Below are 21,787 nucleotides of genomic sequence, written 5' to 3'. Positions count from 1 at the left end.
TCAGTTTAGGCGAAGGTGATACACGTCACCGGTGTGCACGGTACGGACAGTCCCCGAGGCGTCCTCGACGAGGAGCGCGCCGTCTGCCGCGAGCCCCGTCGCGGTACCGCGCAGCTCTGTGCCGTCGGCGAGCTCGACCCGGACCGAGGCACCGACCGTGGCCGAGACCGCCGCGACCTCCTCGGCCAGCCCGGAGGCGTGCACGTCTCCGCCAGCCTCGGTCCACCGACCCAGCACCGAGACCGACGCCTCGGCGAGGGCCGTGAGGATGACCGTCCTGTCGATGCTCGCCCCGCCCACCTGGGCGACCGAGACGGCTGTCGGCACGGGCAGCTCCTCACGGGTCTGCGACACGTTGAGCCCAACACCGATCACCACACCGTCGGGGAGGACCTCGGTGAGGATCCCGGCGATCTTGCGCAGCCGGCCCCAGCCCTCGATCTCGGGTTCGTCGGTGAGGACGAGCACGTCGTTCGGCCACTTCGCGACGGCCTGCACCCCGAGCGTCGAGCGCAGCGCGGTGACCGTCGCGAGCCCGGCGAGCAGGGGCAACCAGCCGAGGCGCTCGCGCGGCACCTGCGGGCGCACGAGCAGCGAGGCCGTGAGCGCCGCGCGGGCCGGGGTCGCCCAGCTCCGCCCGGCACGGCCGCGACCGGCCACCTGGTGCTCGGCGACCAGCAGCGCGGGCGCGGGCCAGGCCGCAGGGTCGGCGGCGACGCCGGCCGCCAGCTCGGTGTTCGTGGACTCCGAGGTCTCGACCACGTCCAGCCTGCGCAGCGGCCCGTGCGGCTCGCAGAGGAGGTCTCGCAGGAGCGCAGTGTCGAGCGGTGCGCGCACGTCTGGATCCATGCGCCCATCATGCACCAGCGTCCTGGGCGCAGCCTGTCGCGGCAGACCCGGCACTGCGGTGAGGCACGCGTGTTGGAGGTTCCCTCCAAGACTCACGGGGCAACGAGTCCGCCCCGGCTACATGAACCGTGGGCTCCCACCAACTACGCTCGACCGTGTGACTGACGCAACGACACCCCCGGCCTCCGGCACGGCAGGCAAGATCGCCGACCTCGCGCGCCGCTACGAGGACGCCGTCGAGACCCCCGAGACCGCCGCCGCCGAGAAGCAGCACGCCCGCTCCAAGAAGACCGCCCGCGAGCGCATCGAGGCGCTCCTGGACCCGGGCAGCTTTGTCGAGCTGGACGCCTTCGCGAAGCACCGCTCGGTGAACTTCGGGCTCGAGAAGCGGCGGATCGCCGGAGACGGCGTGGTCGTCGGCCACGGCACGGTCGACGGTCGCCAGATCTGCATCTACTCCCAGGACTTCACGGTCTTCGGCGGCAGCCTCGGCGAGGTCCACGGGCAGAAGATCACCAAGGTCATGGACCTCGCGCTGCGCACGGGCGTCCCCCTCGTCGGGATCTCCGACGGCGGTGGCGCGCGCATCCAGGAGGGTGTCGCAGCGCTCACGCAGTTCGCCGAGATCTTCCGCCGCAACGTCGCCGCCTCGGGCGTCATCCCGCAGATCTCGCTCATCCTCGGCCCGAGCGCCGGCGGGGCCGTGTACTCCCCCGCGCTCACGGACTTCATCGTCATGGCTGACGGCACGTCCAACATGTTCATCACGGGCCCGGACGTCATCCGCGCGGTGACCGGCGAAGACGTCGGCTTCGAGGAGCTCGGTGGTGCGCAGACGCACAACGAGCGCTCCGGGGTCGCGCACTACATGGGCGCAGACGAGGACGACGCGATCGACTACGTCCGCAACCTCCTGGACTACCTGCCGCAGAACAACCTCTCGGACGCCCCGACCTTCGCACCCGAGCACACCGAGCTCGAGGTCACCGACGCCGACCTGGAGCTCGACGCGCTGGTCCCCGACTCGGACTCCCAGCCCTACGACATGCGCACGGTGATCGAGCACGTGGTCGACGACGGCGTGTTCCTCGAGGTCCAGCCGCTCTACGCGCGCAACATCCTTGTCGGCTTCGCCCACGTGGAGGGCCAGTCTGTCGGCATCGTGGCGAACCAGCCGCTGTCGATGGCCGGCACGCTCGACATCAACGCCGCCGAGAAGGCCGCTCGTTTCGTGCGGACCTGCGACGCCTTCAACATCCCCGTCGTGACCCTCGTCGACGTCCCCGGGTTCCTCCCCGGGACCGACCAGGAGTGGAACGGCATCATCCGCCGCGGCGCCAAGCTCATCTACGCCTACGCCGAGGCGACGGTCCCCCTGGTCACGCTCATCACGCGCAAGGCCTACGGCGGTGCGTACATCGTCATGGGCTCCAAGCAGCTGGGCGCGGACATCAACCTCGCGTGGCCGACAGCGCAGATCGCCGTGATGGGCGCAGGCGGCGCCGTGAACATCCTGCAGCGCGGCGCGCTCAAGGCGGCTGCGGCCGAGGGGCTCGACGTCGACGCCGAGCGCAAGCGGCTGGTCGACGAGTACGACGAGGCCATCGTGAACCCGTGGGACGCGGCCGAGCGCGGCTACGTCGATGCCGTGATCGCGCCCCACGACACCAGGATCCAGATCGTCCGCGCCCTGCGGGCGCTGCGTACCAAGCGGGCGTCTCTGCCCCCCAAGAAGCACGGGAACATCCCCCTATGAGCGACGAGTTCGACGCGACAGAGCCCTTCGGCGACGACCACGAGGGGCACGACGACCACCACGGCCACGACGGTCACGACCACGAGGCGCACGGGCCGGACCCGTTGCCTGGTGTGGACGCGACCGACCTGCACGCCGCGGTCGACGAGATCGCCGCAGCGCTGCACGCCTACGTCGACTCCGCGACGGGGGTGCGCGCCGAGTTCGGCGCGCACGAGGCCGACGAGGACCCGCGGGTCCTCGCGGTCGAGTCACGGCTGTCGACCCTCAACGCGGCGCTCTACGACCTCGTGCACGAGCGTCTGGGCATGCACTCCGACCTCACGGGGCTCTCGTGGGACGACGACACCGCCGACGACCACGGCGACGACACGTCGTCCGCCGAGCCCGACACCTTCCACCTCGGCTTCCTCGTGTGGCCGCCGGAGGGCCCGTCGGACGAGTCGATGGACTCGGTCCTCGGGATGATCGACGCGGGCGGTGAGGCGATCACGCAGCGGCTCACCGACGCGGGCTTCCAGGTGTCGGAGTGGGGCGCATCCAGGTCGGTGCCTGTCCTCTTCGACGACACGGAGGACGACGAGTGAGCGGGGACGGGCTGTGAGCGAGGCGGGCGTCGAGGACGTCCTGCGCGCTGCGGCGCAGATGCGTGTGGTCCGCGGGGCGCCCGACGACGTCGAGGTGGCTGCGCTCGTCGCGAGCCTCGCCGCCGTCGCGTCGCGCGACGTGGAGCCTGCGACCGAGGCCGCACCGCGGTCCGAGTGGGCCCGGCCGCTCCGCGCGGTCCACGCGACCCGGGCCGCCGGTGCCGACGCGTGGCGGTGGAGCCTGCGCTGAGCTGTCTCAGCTGAACAGGACGGTGCCGTGCTGGACCAGCACGAGGGTCGCGAGCAGCACGACGAAGGCGATCCCTGCGTACAGGTCGTAGTCTTCGCGCACCCAGGACCGCACCCTGCGCTGCGCGGCGGGCGGCAGGTAGAGGTTGTTCTCGCGGATGTTGTAGTGCAGCAGCGTGAGGAAGACGAGCGACGTCGACACGGTGATGAGCATGCACCAGGGGCACAGCGCGCCGATGACCCACATCGACTGGCTGAAGAGCCAGAGCGCGAAGGCCAGACCGAAGGCGTAGACGACCTGCGCCGTGAACATGAACCAGCGCGGGAACCGCACGCCCGAGAGCGCCGCCACGGCGATGGTGATGACGACAGGCTCGGTGACCATGCCGAGGAAGGCGTTGGGGAAGCCGAAGAGGCTGGCCTGCCAGGAGAGCGCCACGGTCCCGCAGCTGATGACGGAGTTGATGTCGCAGCTCAGCACGGCTGTCGGGTTCGCCGCGAGCTCGACGGCGTCGTAGGAGAGCACGAAGGCCGCGATCAGGCTGAGGGTCGCGGAGAAGAGCATCGTCCCGAAGATCCAGCGGTCCGAGTGGCGGAAGCCGACGATCGCGTCGGCTGCGGCGGCGAGCCGCTCGTCGGAGAGCTCGTCGTCGGTGAGGTCGTCGACGTCTGCCGACAGCAGCTCGGCCTCGTCGGCTCCTGAGCGCCGGGCACCTGCGGCACCGCCTGCCCTGCTGCCCTCGCCTGCACCGCGGCTGTGTGCCGCTGCACCTGTGCTCGTCACCATGCGCGCTCGTCCCCTCAGACCCGTGCAGCGTCCAGGCAGCGCCCGGCTCTGGGCTCCATCGTGGTGCACAGGCCTCGCCGGTCTCCGGGACGATCGTCCTGGCAGAGACGATCCGGGTAGCGTCTACCCATGACCACAGACTCCGCCCACCAGGGCGCACCCGCACGTCCCACCTCGGAGATCGACCTCGTCGCCAACCGCTACGTCCAGGACGCCGCCAGGCTGGACCCCTTCGCCGCGACGGCGATCGGGATCCCCGGCTACGACGACAAGGCCACCGACTACTCCCCCGCAGCCGTCGACGAGCGCGCGGCGCTCGCCCGCGACGTGCTCGCCCAGGTCCGCTCGATCGCACCCGCCGACGACGTCGACGTCGTCACCCAGGCCGCGATGACCGAGCGCCTCGGGCTGACCGTCGAGCTCCACGAGGCCGGCGAGGACTACGCGCCGCTCAACGTCATCGCGAGCCCGCTCCAGGAGATGCGCGACGTCTTCGACATCACCGGGACGGACACCGTCGAGCACTGGCAGGCCATCGCGGCACGCCTGGCCGCGCTGCCCGGGTCGGTCTCCTCCTACGTCGAGTCCCTGCGCCACCGGGCGTCGTCAGGCGAGGTCGCCGCAGTCCTGCAGGTGACCGAGGGGATCAAGCAGGCTGCCGAGCTCGCCGACCCGTCGACCTCGTTCTTCACCTCCTTCGTCACCGGGCCGGCTGCTCGCGCAGCGCTCGGCGGGGACAGCGCCGGGACCGCGCTCCAGGCCGACCTCGAGCGCGGTGCCCGAGCGGCGTGCGAGGCCTACGGCTCGCTCGCGACCTTCCTCCAGGACGAGCTCGCACCCCAGGCGCCCACCCAGGACGCCGTGGGCCGGGACCGCTACGCGCTCCAGTCCAGGTTCTTCCTCGGCGCGACGGTCGACCTCGACGAGACCTACGAGTGGGGCATCGAGGAGCTCGCGCGCGTGATCGCCGAGCAGGAGAGCATCGCCCGGGAGATCGCCGGTCCCGGTGCGAGCGTCGAGGACGCCGTCGCGAGGCTCGACGCCGACCCCGCGCGCACCCTGCACGGCACGGCAGCCCTGCAGGAATGGATGCAGAAGACCTCCGACGAGGCCGTCCGCGCCCTCGACGGCGTGCACTTCGACATCCCCGAGCCCGTGCTCGCCCTCGAGTGCATGATCGCCCCGACGCAGAACGGCGGCATCTACTACACCCCGCCCAGCGACGACTTCTCGCGCCCCGGACGCATGTGGTGGTCCGTGCCGCCCGAGGTGACCGAGTTCAACACCTGGCGCGAGAAGACGACGGTGTTCCACGAGGGCGTGCCGGGTCACCACCTCCAGTGCGGTCAGGCCGTCTACGAGCGTGCGACGCTCAACGACTGGCGCCGGCTCGCCTGCTGGGTCTCCGGCCACGGAGAAGGCTGGGCGCTCTACGCCGAGCGCCTGATGGCCGACCTCGGGTTCCTCGACGACCCGGGTGACAGGCTCGGCATGCTCGACGCGCAGCGCATGCGCGCGGCGCGCGTGGTCCTCGACATCGGGGTCCACCTCGGCAAGCCGGCCCCGCAGGTGTGGGGCGGCGGCACCTGGGACTCGGCCAAGGCCTGGGACTTCCTGCGCGCCAACGTCAACATGCCCGAGGCCTTCGTGCGCTTCGAGCTCAACCGCTACCTCGGCTGGCCCGGGCAGGCACCGTCGTACAAGGTCGGGCAGCGGCTGTGGGAGCAGACCCGCGACGCCGCGTCGGCCTCGGCCGCCGCACACGGCGAGACCTTCGACATCCGGGCCTTCCACGCCCGCGCCCTGAGCCTGGGCTCGGTCGGGCTCGACGTGCTCAAGGACGCCCTGTCCTGAGACTGCACGACCCCGGCTCGGGTGCTCCGGCTCCTGCACCGTGGAGGGGCCCACGGTCCTGAGCAGGCCTCGTCGCCTGCTCAGGACCGGGGCGTCGCGGGCGCTGGAGCAGCACCGGTCCCCTCAGGCCCCGCGGACGAGGCGTCGGAGGGCCTCGCGTCGCTGAGGGGTTGACGATCGAGGCACCTCCGACACACATCGATCATCCCCCGCGCGAATGGCCACAGAACAGGACGAAGGTCCATCGACGAGGACCACCCGACCGCGCGCCCGTAGGCTGTGCGCGTGACCACGCTGCTCCTCGCCTCCGCGTCCCCCGCCCGCCTCAGCACCCTGCGCTCCGCGGGGCTCGACCCGCAGGTCCGGGTCTCCTCGGTCGACGAGGACGCTGTGCTCGCCGAGGGCCGCGAACGATTTGGTGCGCTCGAGCCCGCCGACGCGGTCCTGCTGCTCGCCCAGGCGAAGGCCGAGGACGTCACCCGTGCGCTCGAGCAGACGCCTGCCGAGGCTACGATCTCGGCCGAGGCTCACCAGGAGCCTTCCGACGTCGCCGCGCTCCCCGACCTCGTCGTCGGCTGCGACTCGATGCTCGAGCTCGACGGCGAAATCTTCGGCAAGCCCGCCGACGCCGAGACCGCTGTCGCCCGCTGGCGCACCATGCGCGGGCGCTCCGGCGTCCTGCACACAGGACACTGGGTGGTCGACCTGCGTGACCCCGAGGACGGCGGCACCGGCGGCACCCTGGGCGCGACCAGCTCGACGACCGTGCACTTCGCGCAGGTGAGCGACGAGGAGATCGAGGCCTACGTCGCGACGGGCGAGCCGCTCGCGGTCGCCGGCGCCTTCACGCTCGACGGGCGAGGCGGTGCCTTCGTCTCAGGGGTCGAGGGTGACCACCACGGCGTGGTCGGGATCAGCCTCCCGCTGCTGCGCGAGCTGCTCGACCAGGTGGGTGTCCGCTGGACCGACCTGTGGTGACCAGCCAACGACGAGCGCCGCACGAGGCCTCGGACCTCCCCTGAGGCACGCCTCCATAGAGGAACCCTACAAACGCCCCTGAGAGGGCTTGGACCTCTCCCCAATCTTCGCGGCGTCAGTGCGTCCAGCCGTGGACGAGGGGCGCCGCCGGGTTACCGTGAGCCGTGCCCCTCATCTCCAAGGTCCTCATCGCCAACCGCGGCGAGATCGCCGTCCGCATCGCTCGCGCGTGCGCCGACGCCTCGATCTCCTCCGTCGCCGTCTACGCCGACCCGGACCGCGAAGCCCTGCACGTGCGTCTCGCCGACGAGGCCTACTCCCTCGACGGCATGCGCGCCGCCGACACCTACCTCGACATGAGCAAGCTGCTCGACGTCGCCCGACGGGCCGGCGCCGACGCCGTGCACCCCGGGTACGGCTTCCTCGCCGAGAACGCCGACTTCGCGCGCGCCGTGATCGCCGCTGGTCTCACCTGGATCGGCCCGCCGCCCTCGGCGATCGACGCCCTCGGCGACAAGGTGAGCGCGCGGCACATCGCCCAGCGCGCCGGCGCGCCGCTCGTCCCGGGGACGGCTGACCCCGTCGCCGACGCGAGCGAGGTGCACGCCTTCGCGGCCGAGCACGGTCTGCCCGTCGCCATCAAGGCGGCCTTCGGCGGCGGTGGTCGCGGCATGCGCGTCGCGCGCACCGCCGACGAGATCGACGAGATGTACAACGCGGCCGTCCGCGAGGCCGTCGGCGCCTTCGGGCGCGGCGAGTGCTTCGTGGAGCGCTACCTCGACACCCCTCGGCACGTGGAGACCCAGTGCCTCGCCGACGAGCACGGCACCGTCGTGGTCGTCTCGACCCGCGACTGCTCGCTCCAGCGCCGCCACCAGAAGCTCGTCGAAGAGGCACCCGCACCGTTCCTGTCCCAGCAGCAGGTCGACGCGCTCTACGCGTCCTCCGAGGCGATCCTGCGCGAGGCCGGGTACGTCGGCGCCGGCACCTGCGAGTTCCTCGTGGGTGCGGACGGCACGCTCTCCTTCCTCGAGGTCAACACCCGCCTGCAGGTCGAGCACCCCGTGAGCGAAGAGGTCACCGGGATCGACCTGGTCCGCGAGCAGCTGCGCATCGCGTCAGGGGAGCCGCTCGGCTATTCCTCGGTCGAGGTCCGCGGCCACTCGATCGAGTTCCGCATCAACGGCGAAGACCCGGCTGCGGGCTTCCTGCCCTCCCCCGGCAAGATCACCGGTCTGCGCCTGCCGACGGGGCCGGGCGTCCGCGTCGACAGCGGCGTCGTCGAGGGCGACACCATCTCCGGTGCCTTCGACTCTCTGCTCGCCAAGGTGATCGTCACCGGCGCGACCCGGCGCCAGGCCGTCGAGCGCGCCCGCCGTGCGCTGCGCGAGCTCGAGATCGAGGGCATCCCGACAGTCGTCCCGTTCCACCGCGCCGTCCTCGACACCGAGGCCTTCGTGCCCTCGGGCGAGGGGCCCTTCAGCGTCTACACCCGCTGGATCGAGACCGAGTTCGCCGACGAGTGCGCTGCGCTCGGCGGCACCACCCCCGCACCCACCCCCGCGGAGGAGGACGAGCCGACGGGCGCGACCGAGCGTGTGGTCGTCGAGGTGGGCGGCAAGCGGCTCGAGGTCGTCATCCCGGCTGGCCTGGGGATCAGCGGTCGCGCGCGGGCCGGTGCCGCCAGGCGTCCCGCACGCCGCGCCGCGACGAAGACGGCGTCTGCGTCAGGCTCGACCCTCACCTCGCCGATGCAGGGCACGATCGTCAAGGTCGCGGTCGAAGACGGGGCGACCGTCGCCGAGGGTGACCTCGTCGTGGTGCTCGAGGCCATGAAGATGGAGCAGCCGCTGCTCGCGCACCGTGCCGGGACCGTCAGCGGGCTCACCGCTGCTGTCGGCGGCGGCGTCAGCGCCGGCACCGCGATCTGCGAGATCCTCGCCTGACGTGCCTGGGCTGACATGACCGAGGTCCCCGGGTTCTTCCGGCACCCTGGCGACGGCTGGGTGGAGTGCGCCTGCGGGCGGCGCCACTGGGGCCTCGTCGGTGCGGCCGGGCTGCTGCTCGTCCGCCGGGACGCCAAGGGCCTCGTCACGCACGTCGTGCTGCAGCACAGGTCGCTCGAGAGCCACCAGGGCGGGACGTGGGGGGTGCCCGGCGGGGCGATCGTCCCCGGCGAGACCGCCGTCGAGGGTGCGCTGCGCGAGTCGCAGGAGGAGGCCGGGATCGCGCCCGGTGCCGTCCGCGTGCTCGGTGAGCACGTGCTCGACCACGGACCCTGGAGCTACACGACAGTCCTGGCCGAAGAAGCCCCGGGCCACGTGATCGACGTCCGCCCGACCGACACCGAGAGCCTCGACGTCGTGTGGGTGCCTGCCGACGAGGTGACCGACCGAGAGCTGCTGCCCGCCTTCGCAGCCGCGTGGCCCGGGCTGCGCGCCCGGATCGACGCGCTCGGGACGAGCGCCCCTGACGACGCCGCCTCCTAGCGGCGCCACCTCTCGCCGTCTCCTAGCACCACCGCCTCTCGCCGCCTCCTAGCGGCGCCACCTCTTGGCGCCATGACGGACGTCCCGGGCTCTCCAGAAGTTCCCAGGATCGCTGAGACGTGCACCACGTCGGCCCGGATCGCTCCCCTCAGGCCCTGGACGGGAGTACATTCGTCTCGGCTCGTCATGAGGCAAGCCTTACCTCAGGTCTGGCGACCTGGCTCGAAGGGTCTGTCGTGCTCCCCAACTTCCTCATCGGCCTGCGTGAAGGGCTCGAGGCGGCACTCGTCGTCGGGATCCTCGTGGCGTACCTCGTCAAGACCGGACGGCGGGACCTGCTCCCCCAGCTCTGGGCCGGCGTCACCCTCGCCGTCGTCGTGTCGCTCGCCTTCGGGGCGCTGCTGACCTTCGGCCCCCGAGGCCTGACCTTCGAGGCGCAGGAGGCGATCGGCGGGACCCTCTCGATCGTCGCTGTCGGGCTCATCACCTGGATGATCTTCTGGATGGGCAAGACGGCCCGCCACCTCAAGAGCGACCTGCACGGCAAGCTCGACGAGGCCGTCGCCGCCGGACGCTGGGCCGTGCTCGTCATGGCCGTCCTCGCCGTCGGCCGTGAAGGCCTCGAGACGGCCCTGTTCCTCTGGGCCGGAGCACAGGCGACGGGCCAGACCGCCGAGCCGCTCGTCGGCGCGCTCCTGGGCATCCTCGTCGCGGTCGCCCTCGGCTGGGCGGTCTACAAGGGTGCGGTCCGTCTGAACCTGCGCGTCTTCTTCGCGTGGACAGGTCTGCTGCTGATCGTCATCGCTGCCGGGGTGCTCTCCTACGGGGTCCACGACCTCCAGGAGGCGGGCATCCTCCCTGGTCTGCACAACCTCGCCTTCGACGTGTCCGCACAGGTCCCGCCGTCGAGCTGGTACGGCACCCTCCTCAAGGGCACCGTCAACTTCTCCCCCGCGACCACGTGGCTCGAAGCCCTCGCGTGGACCGCGTACATCGTCCCCGTCATGACCGTCTACGTCCGCACAGTCTGGTCCGGCTCGCCCCGCACCCCGACGACGTCGAGCACCGAGACGGCACCCGCCGCCGGCGCCGCCGCTCCCACCACCGGAGGAACACCTTGAGCCCGACCACCCAGCGCCCGCGCGCTGCGCGCACCCTGACCCTCACGGCCGCCGCGCTCGCCACGACCCTCGCCCTCGCGGCCTGCACGGACAACTCCGCGCCGGCCGACGAGGCCGACGGCAGCGGGCCCGCGACGCTCACCGTCACCTCGACCGCCGACGAGTGCACGGTCTCGGCCCCCGAGGCCCCGTCAGGCAACGTGGTCTTCTCCGTGACGAACGCGGGCGACGACGTCACCGAGTTCTACCTGCTCGCCGAGGACGGCCTGCGGATCGTCTCCGAGGTCGAGAACATCGGCCCCGGACTGACCCGTGACCTGGTGCTGACGGCCAAGCCCGGCAGCTATGTCACCGCCTGCAAGCCGGGGATGGTCGGCGACGGCATCCGGGCAGACTTCACGGTCACCGACTCAGGCTCCGACGTCGCGCCGACAGGCGAGCTCGCCGACCAGATCACCACGGCGACGACCAACTACGTCGGGTACGTCAAGGACCAGACGGAGCAGCTGCTCGCGGGGACCCAGGAGTTCGTCGACGCCTACGCGGCCGGCGACGACGACACCGCGCGTGCGCTCTACGCCTCGACCCGCGTCCACTGGGAGCGCATCGAGCCCGTCGCCGAGTCCTTCGGCGACCTCGACCCCCGCATGGACCTGCGCGAGGCCGACCTCGAAGAGGGCCAGGAGTGGACGGGCTGGCACCTCCTCGAGAAGGACCTGTGGCAGCCCACCGCCGAGGCGAACGGTGGCATCGAGTACGTGCCGCTGACCGCTGAGCAGCGCACGCAGTACGCCGACCAGCTGCTCGCGGACACGACCGAGCTCGACACCCGCGTGCACACCGCGGAGTTCGCCGAGGGGATCGACGCGGCGAGCATCGGCAACGGTGCCAAGGGCCTGCTCGACGAGGTCGCGACGGGCAAGGTCACCGGCGAAGAAGAGATCTGGTCGCACACCGACCTCTGGGACTTCCAGGCCAACGTCGACGGCGCGAAGGTCGCCTACGACGGGCTCCGTGACGTCGTGCTCGCCCAGGACGCCGACCTCGCCGACGACCTCGACACGCAGTTCGCCGAGATCCAGACGCTCCTCGACGCCCAGCGCTCGGGTGACGGCTTCGTGCTCTACACCGACCTCACCCCCGAACAGGTGAAAGAGCTCGCCGACGCCGTCAACGCGCTCGGCGAGCCGCTCTCGAGGTTGACCGCAGCCGTCGTCCTCTGACGCACCCCACCCGGTCGACCAGACGTCGGCCACGGGTCGCCGGGAGGCGACCAGCAGCAGATCCGCGAGCCCGGCCGACCAGGACACCTGGTCGGCCGGGCACCACCACCCGAGGTCCCCGATGCCGACGCCACCCCGCACCCCCGCCGCTGAGCAGCCCGCTGCCGGCTCCACCGCCGGAGCCGACCAGGCTGTCGGTGCCGACAGCACCGACGGTGCTGCGAGCGCCACGACGGGGCAGGCGGCTGCCCGCCCCGTGTCCAGGCGCGGTCTGCTCGGCATCGCCGGGGCCGGGCTCGTGGCCCTCGGGGCCTCTGCGGCGACGGGCTACGCCGTCGGGCGGCCCGCAGCCGAGCCCGCTCCGGCGTCGCGGTCCTACCCGATCACCGGGGCGCACCAGGCGGGCATCAGCACGCCCGCCCAGGACCGTCTGCACTTCGCGACCTTCGACCTGCTCACCGAGGACCGCGACGACCTCGTCGAGCTGCTGCGGACCTGGACGGCCGCCGCAGACCGCATGATGCGCGGTCTACCCGCCGGAGAGCTCGGCCCGTCGTCGGGTCCCTACGACGCACCGCCGGACGACACCGGCGAGACCGAAGACCTCGACGCCTCGCACCTGACGATCACCTTCGGCTTCGGACCCTCGTTCTTCGAGGGCGCCGACGGCGCAGCGCGCTTCGGCCTCGATGGCCGCAAGCCTGCGCTCCTCGCCGACCTGCCGCACTTCCCCGCAGACGCTCTCGAAGACGCGCGCTGCGGCGGTGACATCGCGGTCCAGGCCTGCGCCGACGACCCCCAGGTCGCCGTCCACGCGATCCGCAACCTCGCCAGGCTCGCCTTCGGCACGGCCTCGGTGCGCTGGAGCCAGCTCGGCTACGGACGCACCTCGACCACGTCGACGAGCCAGTCGACCCCCCGGAACCTCTTCGGCTTCAAGGACGGCACAGCCAACATCAAGGCCGAGGAGCCCGCGGCCCTCGAGGACCACGTCTGGGTCCAGCCCGAGGACTCGGCCTCCGAGCCCGGCGCGGCGTGGCTCGCCGGAGGCTCGTACCTCGTCGCCCGTCGCATCCGCATGACCATCGAGACGTGGGACCGCTCGTCCCTGCGCGAGCAGGAGACGATCACGGGGCGGACCAAGGGCAGCGGGGCACCGCTGTCCGGGGGCGACGAGCACACCGAGCCCGACTTCACGGTGACAGGACGCGGCGACGTCCCGCTCATCGACCCCGCCTCGCACGTCGCGCTCGCGCACCCGAGCGCGAACGGCGGTGCCCGCATGCTGCGCCGCGGCTACAACTACACCGACGGCTCCGACGGTCTGGGCCGCCTCGACGCCGGGCTGTTCTTCCTCTGCTACGTCCGCGACCCCGCCACCCAGTACATCCCGCTGCAGAACACCCTCGCCCGCGACGACCTCTTGAGCGAGTACCTGCGGCACACAGGGTCAGGGCTCTGGGCCGTCCCACCGGGCCTGCCCGAAGGGTCCACGACGGGTGGCACCGACGGCGCCTACGTCGGCCAGACGCTGTTCGAGGCGTGAACCGCGACCCCCGGGCGCGCAGCACACCAGGGGCCCGGGCGCTGTAGCGTCGGGGCATGACCGACATCTCGCCGCCCGTCGCCGCGCGGACCTCTGCGCGCCTCGTGCTGCTGCTCGCTGTCGTCACCGCCCTCACCGCAGACCTCGTCCGCACCAGCGGGCCGCTGATCGACCAGGCCTTCACAGCGGGGGTCGTGCAGGCCGGGGTGACGGCCGTCGGCACCTACGCCGCAGCCGGGGCCCTCGTCGTCCTCGTGTGCCTGCGGCGCCAGGTCGCAGGCCCGGCCCTGCTCACCGGCGTCGTGTCCCTCGTCGTGCTCAGGCTCGCCCTCCAGGCGACGCAGGGGTCCGCGCGGTTCGTGGTCGGGCTCGTCGCCGTCGCGCTCGCCGTCGCGGTCCTGGTGGTCACCGCGGCTGTGGCCGCTCGCGTCTCCGGGCGCGTCGTGGCCGCCGGTGTCTCGGGCGGGCTGGCCCTCTCCGCCGCGCTGACGCTCGCGTGGAGCACCTGGGACCCCGTCTGGCGTCCAGGCGTCGTCGCCTGGGTGACGCCCGTGCTGCTCGGCGGGGTCGCGGTCCTGCTCGCACGGGGGCTGCGGAGGCTGCCCGCAGCACCCGCGGTCCGCGGTCTCTGGCTCCTCGGGCCCTTCGTCGGCCTCGCCGTCATGACCGTCGCGAACCCCGCCTTCCTCGCCTCCCAGACGGGGCTGCCTCTCTGGGTCACAGGTCCTCTGCTGCTGGTCCCCGCTGTCCTCGTCGCGGTCGTGCTCGTGCTGCCGGTCGCCCGGACCCCGCGGACGCCCGCGTGGATCGACGGACTGCTGGTCGTGGTCCTCGGCAGCGCGTCGGCCGGCGTCTTCGCTGCTGCGACGTGGCCGCACGACCCCGGGGCCTGGCGGACCGTCCTCGTCTGCCTCTCGCTGCTGGTCCTCGCTGTCGGCGCTCCCCTCGCGCTCGCCCGAGCCCTGACCCGCCCCGTCCACGACCAGTCCTCGGCGAGGCTCGCCGGTGCTGCGGCCTGCGCGGGCCTCGGGGTGATCGTCCCGCTGCTCGTCTACCAGCTGGACTACGACGTCCCGCTCGGCGTCCCCAACGCTGTCGTCCCCGTGCTGGTCGCGGTGCTGCTCTCGATCATGGCGGCGCGAGCCCGCTCGAGGGCCCGTGCATCCGAGCGGGACGCTGTCGGGACCGACGGCACCGACGGCACCGTCGAGCTGTCGACCGTCGGCGCTCCGCTGCGGGCCCAGCTCGTCCTCGTGACGCTCACCTGCGCGCTGCTGGTCGTGGGGACCGCCGTGGTGCTGCCGAGCAGCGGGACCGGCACACCGGCCGACGAGCGTCCTCCCGTCGCCGACGGCACGCTCCAGATGCTCGACTGGAACCTGCACTACGGGGTGAGCACCGGACCCGGCGTCGAGCTCGACGAGATGGTCGACGTGATCGCCGGCTCGGGTGCCCAGCTGGTCACGCTCCAGGAGGTCTCGCGCGGCTGGGTGATGGGCGGCGGGTCCGACATGGCCACATACCTCGAGCAGCGGCTCGGGATGCACTCTGCCTTCGTCCCGGCCGCCGACAGGCAGTTCGGCAACATGGTCCTGTGGGACGAGTCCCTCGGCGACGGGACGGACGTCGACCCGACGGCTCTGCCGTACGGCGCCGGACCTCAGCGCCGCAGCGCCGTGAGCGTCACGCTCGACGTCGACGGCACGCCGCTGCGGGTCACGTCGGTGCACCTCCAGCACCGGATGGGCAACATCGACACCCGGCTCGACCAGATCGCCGCGCTCCTCGACGCCGAGCCGGTCGTCGGGGCGCGTCTGGTCGCCGGAGACCTCAACGCCGAGCCCGGGTGGCCCGAGGTCGCGCTCTTCGAGGCTGCCGGTCTCACGAGCGCTGTCGACGAGGCGGGCGACCCGCTGTCCTCGACCTTCCCGAGCGACGCATCGTCCTCGCGGATCGACTGGATCTTCGGGGCAGGCGTGAGCTTCTCCGACGTCGAGGTGCTCGACGTCCGCCAGAGCGACCACCGACCGCTCGTCGCGACGGTGAGCCTCCCGTGACGCCCGGCTGAGCGCACGCCGCACGAGAAGAGCCGGCCCAGCCCGTGAGGGCTCTGCCCTCCGCCGCCACGTCCTCGGCGTCCCCACGCCCCTCTCGCATCCCGACCCCTGACAGACCGCAGACCATCCGCAGCCCTAGGAGACCCACCGTGCAGATCTCGCTCCCCCTCGACGAGGCCCTCGCTCTCGCTCTCGCGGCAGCCAAGAAGCCCCTGCCACCCTTCGTCCGCTCGTTGCGCTGCGAGGGCTCGACCATCGTCGTCGAGGTCGACCTGAGGCTCGTACCAGACGGCGGGACCGCGCTGAGGCTCGCCGCAGCCGCTGTCGGGACAGTGACCGCGACCGCGGTGCTGACCGGCTACGCGGGCGGTGTCGCGACCTTCGAGGTCACGGCCCAGGCCCGCTCGATCCCCGCGCACAAGCTGCTCAACCACCTCACCGGCCCGGTCAACACTGCGCTGGCCCGTCAGGGTCTGCCCGAGGGGCTCGTCGAGATCCGCAAGGGCGACGGCGACCCTGTCGTGGCGGTCCGCGTCCAGGAGGCCGTCGCCACCAAGGTCACCGGGGTGACGCTGACAGACCTCGCCGTCCACGACGGCGCCGTGCACGTGAGCGCGCGGATCGAGAAGGTCACGCTGCTCGACTGAGCGGCGCCCGGTCGCTTGGACACCTGGTCGCCCGGTCGCTCACGGCGGCACGACCGGGCCGTCCGCCGGTCGGCCCGACGGGCGCAGCACGTCACTCGCCGCGGTGGTGCCCCATCCGCGCGACCTCGGCGATCGACCCCGACAACGACGGGTACACCGTGAAGGCCTCGGCGACGGCGTCGGCGGTGAGCCTGTGCGCGACGGCGAGGGTGATCGGGAAGATCAGCTCGCTCGCCCGCGGCGCCACGACCACGCCGCCGAGCACGACGCCGGCCTCGGGGTGCGAGAACATCTTGACGAAGCCGTCGCGCATGCCGAGCATCTTGGCCCGCGGGTTGCGGCTCAGCGGCAAGATCGTCGTGACGTACTTCGAGCCCTGCTCGACGAGCTTCTTCTCGGAGTACCCGACGGTCGCGATCTCCGGTGCCGTGAAGATGTTGGCCGCGACGGTCCGCAGCCGGATGGGCTGGACGGCGTCACCGAGGGCGTGCGACATCGCGACACGTCCCTGCATCGCCGCGACGCTCGCGAGCGGGAAGACACCTGTGCAGTCCCCCGCCGCGTAGACGCCGCGAGCGCTCGTGCGCGAGACCTTGTCGACCTCGATGTGGCCCGACGGCGTGAGGCGCACCCCGGCCTCCTCGAGCCCGAGGCCCTCGGTGCTGGGGGTCGACCCGACAGCCATGAGCAGGTGCGAACCCGTGACGACTGTGCCGTCGGACAGGGTGACCTCGACGTGCTTGTCGTCGCCCTCCGCCACGACGACGGCCGACTCGGCGCGGCTGCGACCCATGACAGTCATGCCACGACCGCGGAACACCTCTTCGATGAGGTTGGCGGCGTCGGCGTCCTCGCCCGGGAGGACCCTGTCGCGGCTCGAGATCAGCACGACGTCGCAGCCGAGGGCGTTGTACGCGCCTGCGAACTCTGCGCCGGTGACCCCGGAGCCGACGACGATGAGCTTCTCGGGCAGGGAGGTCAGGTTGTACACCTGCGTCCACGTGAAGATGCGCTCGCCGTCGGGGACGGCCGTCGGCAGGACGCGGGGCGTCGCGCCCGTCGAGACGAGGACCACGTCGGCGTCGAGCTCGACCTGCGGCTGCCCGTCGGCGGTGTCGACCACCACGCGGGACGGGCCGTCGAGGCGTCCTCGTCCCATGACGATGCGGATGTCCTCGCGCTCGAGCCGCGCGCGGATGTCGGCCGACTGGGCGGCTGCGAGCGCCATCACGCGGGTGTTGACGGCGGCGAGGTCGACGTGGTGCTTCTGGCTGGTCGACCCGGCGGCCCCGTCGACCCGGATGCCGAGCTCGGCTGCGGTGTCCGCGATGGTCATCCACTCGGCTGTCGCGATGAGGGTCTTCGAGGGCACGACGTCGGTGAGGACCGCGGCGCCGCCGAGCCCGTGGAGCTCGACGACCGTGACGTCCGCGCCGAGCCGGCGGGCGACGAGGGCCGCCTCGTAGCCGCCGGGCCCTCCGCCGAGGATGACGATGCGGGTCGCCTGGAGGTCGCTCGACCCGGGGGTGTGGGCTGGGGCGTCGGGCTGGGAGGGAGTCACGGGGGGTGTCTGAGTCACGGCACCACTATCCCAGGTGCACCCGTGCCGGTCGGCGACCCCGGCACGGCGAGTGTCCTCTCGTCGCAGGCCCGCGGTACGGATAACCTCAGTCCATGACGACTTCTCCTGTCCCCCACCAGCCCGGCGCCGACGCCGACCCCTTCGAGAACGCCCGCGAGGCAGCGGCGTACATCGCGCGCGCGACCGGCATCGAGTCGCACGACATCGCCCTCGTCCTCGGCTCTGGCTGGGGCGGCGCGGCGGACCTGCTCGGCGAGACCGTCGCCGAGCTCTCGAGCGACGAGGTCCCTGGCTTCGGCAAGCCTGCCGTCGCAGGCCACGTCGGCACGCTGCGCTCGATCCGCATCGAGGCCACCGGCAAGCACGCACTGGTCCTCGGCTCGCGCACGCACCTCTACGAGGGCAAGGGCGTGCGCGCCGTCGTGCACGGCATGCGCACAGCAGCGGCTGCCGGCGCGAAGACCGCGATCCTCACCAACGGCTGCGGCGGTCTGAACACCGACTGGACGCCCGGCACCCCGGTGCTCATCGACGACCACATCAACCTCACGGCGACGTCGCCGCTCGAGGGTGCGACCTTCGTCGACCTCACCGACCTGTACTCGAGCCGCCTGCGCGGGCTCGCCCACGAGGTCGACCCGACGCTGCCCGAGGGCACCTACGTCCAGTTCCCCGGCCCGCACTACGAGACCCCTGCCGAGGTCCGCATGGCCGGGATCATGGGTGGATCGCTCGTGGGCATGTCGACGACGCTCGAGGCCATCGCCGCCCGTCAGGTCGGCATGGAGGTCCTCGGGATCTCGCTCGTCACCAACCTCGCCGCCGGCATCAGCCCTGTGCCGTTGTCGCACGCCGAGGTCATCGAAGCCGGCCAGGCCGCGGGTCCGCGCATCAGCGCGCTGCTGGCCGAGATCGTGAAGAAGATCTGACATGACGAGCACCGACAGCACAGACAGCATCGACAGCACGAGCGGCGCGACGGGCGCGGACGCCGTCGCCGGCGCTGAAGACGTCGCCTCGCTCACCCGCCGGGTCGAGGCGTGGATCGCTGACGACCCCGACGCGTTCTCGCGCAACGAGCTCACAGCGGTCCTCCAGACCATCCGCTCCGAGGACGAGACCGTCCGCGAGGCGGCCCTGGAGGACCTGCGCGACAGGTTCTCCGGGTCGTTGCAGTTCGGCACCGCCGGGCTGCGCGGTGCGATGCAGGCCGGGCCCAACCGCATGAACCGTGCCGTGATCCTGCGCGCTGCCGCAGGCCTGGCCGCCTACCTCGTCGACTCGCTCGGCGCGCAGGACGCCCAGCCCGAGCACAAGCACGGTCTGCTGCACCGTCACGAGCCTGCGGCTCCGGCACGACCGAAGATCGTCGTCGGCTACGACGCGCGCCACAACTCCCACACCTACGCCCTCGACAGCGCCGCGGTGTTCACGGCGGCCGGTCTCGACGTGGTGCTGCTGCCCTCGGCACTGCCCACGCCTGTCCTCGCCTTCGCGGTGCGTCACCTCGACGCGGACGCCGGCGTGATGGTCACCGCGAGCCACAACCCGCCTGCGGACAACGGCTACAAGGTGTACCTCGGCGGGCGCGCCGTCACGGGCTCGGGCCAGGGCGCGCAGATCGTGCCGCCCTTCGACGCGCTCATCGCGGCGAAGATCGCCGCAGCTCCGCCGGCCGTCCAGGTCCCCCGGGCCGAGGAGGGCTGGAGCATCGCCGGCCCTGAGGTCCTCACGGCCTACCTCGACGCCGTCGGCGCCCTCGCGGACGACACCGCCCCGCGTGACCTGAGCATCGTCGTCACGCCGCTGCACGGTGTCGGTGGTGCTGTCGTCGACCACGTCCTGCGGGCAGCCGGGTACCAGGACGTGTTCCTCGTGCCCGAGCAGGCCGACCCGGACCCGGCCTTCCCGACCGTCGCCTTCCCGAACCCCGAAGAGCCTGGTGCGATCGACCTGTCGCTCGCCTACGCGCAGACCCTCGGGGCAGACCTCGTGATCGCGAACGACCCCGACGCCGACAGGTGCGCCGTGGCGGTCAAGGACCACCGTGCCGAGCAGGACTTCGCCACGAACTCCGGCGGTGACACAGGTCCTCGCGAGGGCTGGCGGATGCTGCACGGCGACGAGGTCGGGGCGCTCCTCGGGGAGCTCGTCGCCTCGCGGGAGACGAGCGGGCTGCTCGCCAGCTCGATCGTCTCCTCGCGCCTGCTCGGCCGGATCGCGGCTGCGCACGGTCTCGACCACGCGTCGACCCTCACGGGCTTCAAGTGGATCTCACGCGTGGACGGTCTCGTCTTCGGCTACGAAGAGGCCCTCGGCTACTGCGTCGACCCGGGCACCGTGCGGGACAAGGACGGCATCAGCGCTGCCCTGCTCATGGTCCAGCTCGCCGACAGGCTCAAGGCGCAGGGTCGCACCCTCGTCGACGCCCTCGACGACCTGGCCCGTGCGCACGGGCTGCACCTGACCGACCAGCTGTCGGCCCGGTTCACGGACCTCGCGCAGATCCCGCTCACCATGCAGCGTCTGCGGACGGCCCCGCCTGCAAGCCTGGCTGGTTCTGCTGTCGTCGAGACCGTCGACCTCGCCGACGGGGTCGACGGGCTGCCGCCGACCGACGGTCTGCGGCTCGTCGCCGAGGACGGCTCACGCGTCATCGTGCGCCCCAGCGGCACCGAGCCCAAGGTCAAGTGCTACCTCGAGGTGATCGTCCCGGTCGCCTCCGACGCGAGCGTCGACGAGGTCACCGAGGCACGGCACACCGCAGCCGGACGACTCCAGGCGATCCGCGCCGACATGTCGTCGGCGCTCGGGATCTCTCCGGCCTGACGCCAGGCCGCGGTACTCACGCCGGCCGCTCGCTCTGAGCCAGCAGAAGGTGGGAGAGGATCTCCTCTCCCACCTTCTGGTGATCGGCAACATCGTGCACCTGTCGCCGGACGTGCTCCTGGTCACCTGTCGGGTCGACGCTGCCCGTGACGTGATGAAGCGGTCCAGGAGCCTCAGCCCGCGAGCGCGGCGTCGTCGGAGTCGACGTCGGCCTTCCACGCTGCCTTGTCGCTGCGCCAGCCTTCTTCGGTGCGGCCGCGCCGCCAGTAGCCCGAGGCGGAGAGCGCCGAGAGGGGTACGTCGCGCTCACCGCGGAGGAACCTGCGGATGTCTCTGACGAAGCCGGCGTCGCCGTGCAGGAACACCTGCGGGACGCCGGCCGGGAACTCCCACCCCGTCACGGCCTCGACGAGGGGTGAGTCCTCGGCGCCGGCCACCGCGTGACCGGCGACGCCTCGGTGCACCCAGGTGACGAGCGGTCCACCGTCGACGCTGGCCGCTGGCGACGTGAGCGGCAGCTCGCCGTCGGGTCCGTCGACCTCGAGGAACACCTTGACGCGGGCTCCCGCAGGCATGGCCTCGAGGGCCGAGGCGATGGCGGGCAGAGCGCTCTCGTCCCCGACGAGCAGGTGCCAGTCGGCGTCGGCCGCCGGGGCGTAGGCGCCACCCGGACCGAGCAGCGGCATCGGGTCGCCCGCCTGGGCCGAGGCCGCCCACGGTCCGGCGAGCCCGGTGTCGCCGTGCACCACGAAGTCGATCGCGAGCTCGCCCGCGGCGGCGTCGTACCAGCGGACCGTGTACGTGCGCTGCCTGTCCCGCTGCCCCTCGACCTCGGGCGGGAAGCAGAGCTTGACGTAGCGGTCGGTGAACTCTGTCGGGTCGAAGCCCGCCAGTCCTGGACCACCGAGCACGACGCGCACCATGTGCGGGGTGAGGCGCTCGGTGCGGACCACGACGGTCTGGGTCGGGACGCGGACCGGCCGACCCTCACGGACCGGAGGCGCCACGGGCGCGTCGGTGGCCGTGACCGGCACCTGCGGCTCGCCGGATCTCGGCTGGCCCGACAGGGATGACTCTGCTGACACGGTGATGCCTCCATCAGTTGACTAAGGCAACCCTAACCCTGGAATCGCTCTCGGGGTGCAGCGATCTCGCTCACGTGGCTGCGCGCCCCGAGCTGTGCACCCAGGCTGTGCACCCCGGGCGGGAGGCCCGGGGTGCACGGCGGCGTGG

The 21,787-nt window shown here is 72.1% G+C and carries 18 protein-coding genes; 14 read left to right on the top strand and 4 right to left on the bottom strand.

The genetic code is table 11. From position 1 onward, the window contains the following. Entirely contained in the window at window positions 1-849 is an 849-nt protein-coding gene (locus tag ASG53_RS05770; RefSeq protein WP_056129595.1) for a biotin--[acetyl-CoA-carboxylase] ligase, read from the bottom strand. 157 nt (window positions 850-1,006) lie between these two features. On the opposite strand from ASG53_RS05770, the gene ASG53_RS05765 reads away from it, so the two are divergent. The 3 genes from ASG53_RS05765 to ASG53_RS05755 are packed head-to-tail and all read left to right on the top strand — an operon-like array spanning window position 1,007 to window position 3,442. Further along, window positions 1,007-2,605, top strand: coding sequence for an acyl-CoA carboxylase subunit beta (locus tag ASG53_RS05765; protein ID WP_056129593.1), 1,599 nt, complete (start codon window positions 1,007-1,009; stop codon window positions 2,603-2,605). Next, window positions 2,602-3,192 carry a hypothetical protein gene (locus tag ASG53_RS05760; protein ID WP_056129591.1) on the top strand — a complete coding sequence of 197 codons (591 nt, stop codon included), beginning with the start codon at window positions 2,602-2,604 and terminating at the stop codon, window positions 3,190-3,192. Before ASG53_RS05765 ends, ASG53_RS05760 begins: the two co-directional genes overlap by 4 nt. A 13-nt stretch (window positions 3,193-3,205) precedes the next feature. Next, window positions 3,206-3,442: an acyl-CoA carboxylase epsilon subunit gene (locus ASG53_RS05755; protein ID WP_235533844.1), complete on the top strand. Its 237-nt coding sequence runs from the start codon at window positions 3,206-3,208 to the stop codon at window positions 3,440-3,442. A gap of 6 nt (window positions 3,443-3,448) precedes the next feature. On the opposite strand, the gene ASG53_RS05750 is transcribed toward ASG53_RS05755, so the two are convergent. Next, window positions 3,449-4,228, bottom strand: coding sequence for a vitamin K epoxide reductase family protein (locus tag ASG53_RS05750; RefSeq protein WP_082543815.1), 780 nt, complete (start codon window positions 4,226-4,228; stop codon window positions 3,449-3,451). Window positions 4,229-4,357: 129 nt separating this feature from the next. Here ASG53_RS05750 and ASG53_RS05745 point away from each other — a divergent pair, with 129 nt between their 5' ends. The 9 genes from ASG53_RS05745 (at window position 4,358) to ASG53_RS05705 (ending at window position 16,143) form a co-directional block, all read left to right on the top strand. Continuing rightward, a complete protein-coding gene (locus ASG53_RS05745; RefSeq protein WP_056129588.1) occupies window positions 4,358-6,082 on the top strand; it encodes a DUF885 domain-containing protein in 1,725 nt (574 codons plus the stop codon). Between the two features lie 285 nt (window positions 6,083-6,367). Continuing rightward, window positions 6,368-7,060, top strand: coding sequence for a Maf family protein (locus ASG53_RS05740; RefSeq protein ID WP_056130772.1), 693 nt, complete (start codon window positions 6,368-6,370; stop codon window positions 7,058-7,060). Between the two features lie 164 nt (window positions 7,061-7,224). Beyond that, a complete protein-coding gene (locus ASG53_RS05735; RefSeq protein ID WP_056129586.1) occupies window positions 7,225-9,006 on the top strand; it encodes an acetyl/propionyl/methylcrotonyl-CoA carboxylase subunit alpha in 1,782 nt (593 codons plus the stop codon). 15 nt (window positions 9,007-9,021) lie between these two features. Continuing rightward, a complete protein-coding gene (locus ASG53_RS05730; RefSeq protein WP_056129582.1) occupies window positions 9,022-9,549 on the top strand; it encodes an NUDIX hydrolase in 528 nt (175 codons plus the stop codon). 236 nt (window positions 9,550-9,785) lie between these two features. Further along, entirely contained in the window at window positions 9,786-10,670 is an 885-nt protein-coding gene (gene efeU / locus ASG53_RS05725; protein WP_056129580.1) for an iron uptake transporter permease EfeU, read from the top strand. Further along, window positions 10,667-11,893, top strand: a complete 1,227-nt coding sequence (efeO, locus tag ASG53_RS05720) for an iron uptake system protein EfeO (protein WP_056129579.1) — start codon at window positions 10,667-10,669, stop codon at window positions 11,891-11,893. The genes efeU and efeO overlap by 4 nt, the downstream gene beginning before the upstream one ends. Window positions 11,894-12,014: 121 nt before the next feature. Next, window positions 12,015-13,439, top strand: coding sequence for an iron uptake transporter deferrochelatase/peroxidase subunit (gene efeB / locus ASG53_RS05715; protein ID WP_082543814.1), 1,425 nt, complete (start codon window positions 12,015-12,017; stop codon window positions 13,437-13,439). Window positions 13,440-13,495: 56 nt separating this feature from the next. After that, entirely contained in the window at window positions 13,496-15,496 is a 2,001-nt protein-coding gene (locus ASG53_RS05710; RefSeq protein ID WP_056129577.1) for an endonuclease/exonuclease/phosphatase family protein, read from the top strand. 149 nt (window positions 15,497-15,645) lie between these two features. Next, complete coding sequence (locus ASG53_RS05705) at window positions 15,646-16,143, top strand: hypothetical protein (RefSeq protein WP_056129575.1); 498 nt, start codon at window positions 15,646-15,648, stop codon at window positions 16,141-16,143. A gap of 91 nt (window positions 16,144-16,234) precedes the next feature. Here ASG53_RS05705 and ASG53_RS05700 read toward each other — a convergent pair whose 3' ends face one another. Then, window positions 16,235-17,722 carry an NAD(P)H-quinone dehydrogenase gene (locus ASG53_RS05700; protein WP_442983367.1) on the bottom strand — a complete coding sequence of 496 codons (1,488 nt, stop codon included), beginning with the start codon at window positions 17,720-17,722 and terminating at the stop codon, window positions 16,235-16,237. 95 nt (window positions 17,723-17,817) lie between these two features. On the opposite strand from ASG53_RS05700, the gene ASG53_RS05695 reads away from it, so the two are divergent. Together ASG53_RS05695 and ASG53_RS05690 are read left to right on the top strand one after the other, a co-directional pair. Beyond that, window positions 17,818-18,654, top strand: a complete 837-nt coding sequence (locus ASG53_RS05695; RefSeq protein ID WP_056129571.1) for a purine-nucleoside phosphorylase — start codon at window positions 17,818-17,820, stop codon at window positions 18,652-18,654. Window position 18,655: 1 nt separating this feature from the next. Then, window positions 18,656-20,554, top strand: coding sequence for a phospho-sugar mutase (locus tag ASG53_RS05690; protein ID WP_082543813.1), 1,899 nt, complete (start codon window positions 18,656-18,658; stop codon window positions 20,552-20,554). A gap of 173 nt (window positions 20,555-20,727) precedes the next feature. On the opposite strand, the gene ASG53_RS05685 is transcribed toward ASG53_RS05690, so the two are convergent. Then, window positions 20,728-21,639, bottom strand: coding sequence for a siderophore-interacting protein (locus ASG53_RS05685; RefSeq protein WP_327286503.1), 912 nt, complete (start codon window positions 21,637-21,639; stop codon window positions 20,728-20,730). Between the last annotated feature and the right edge of the window lie 148 nt (window positions 21,640-21,787).

Source organism: Sanguibacter sp. Leaf3 (genome assembly GCF_001425965.1).
Classification (GTDB): domain Bacteria; phylum Actinomycetota; class Actinomycetes; order Actinomycetales; family Cellulomonadaceae; genus Sanguibacter; species Sanguibacter inulinus.
This window is presented reverse-complemented; position numbering and strand designations above follow the sequence as displayed.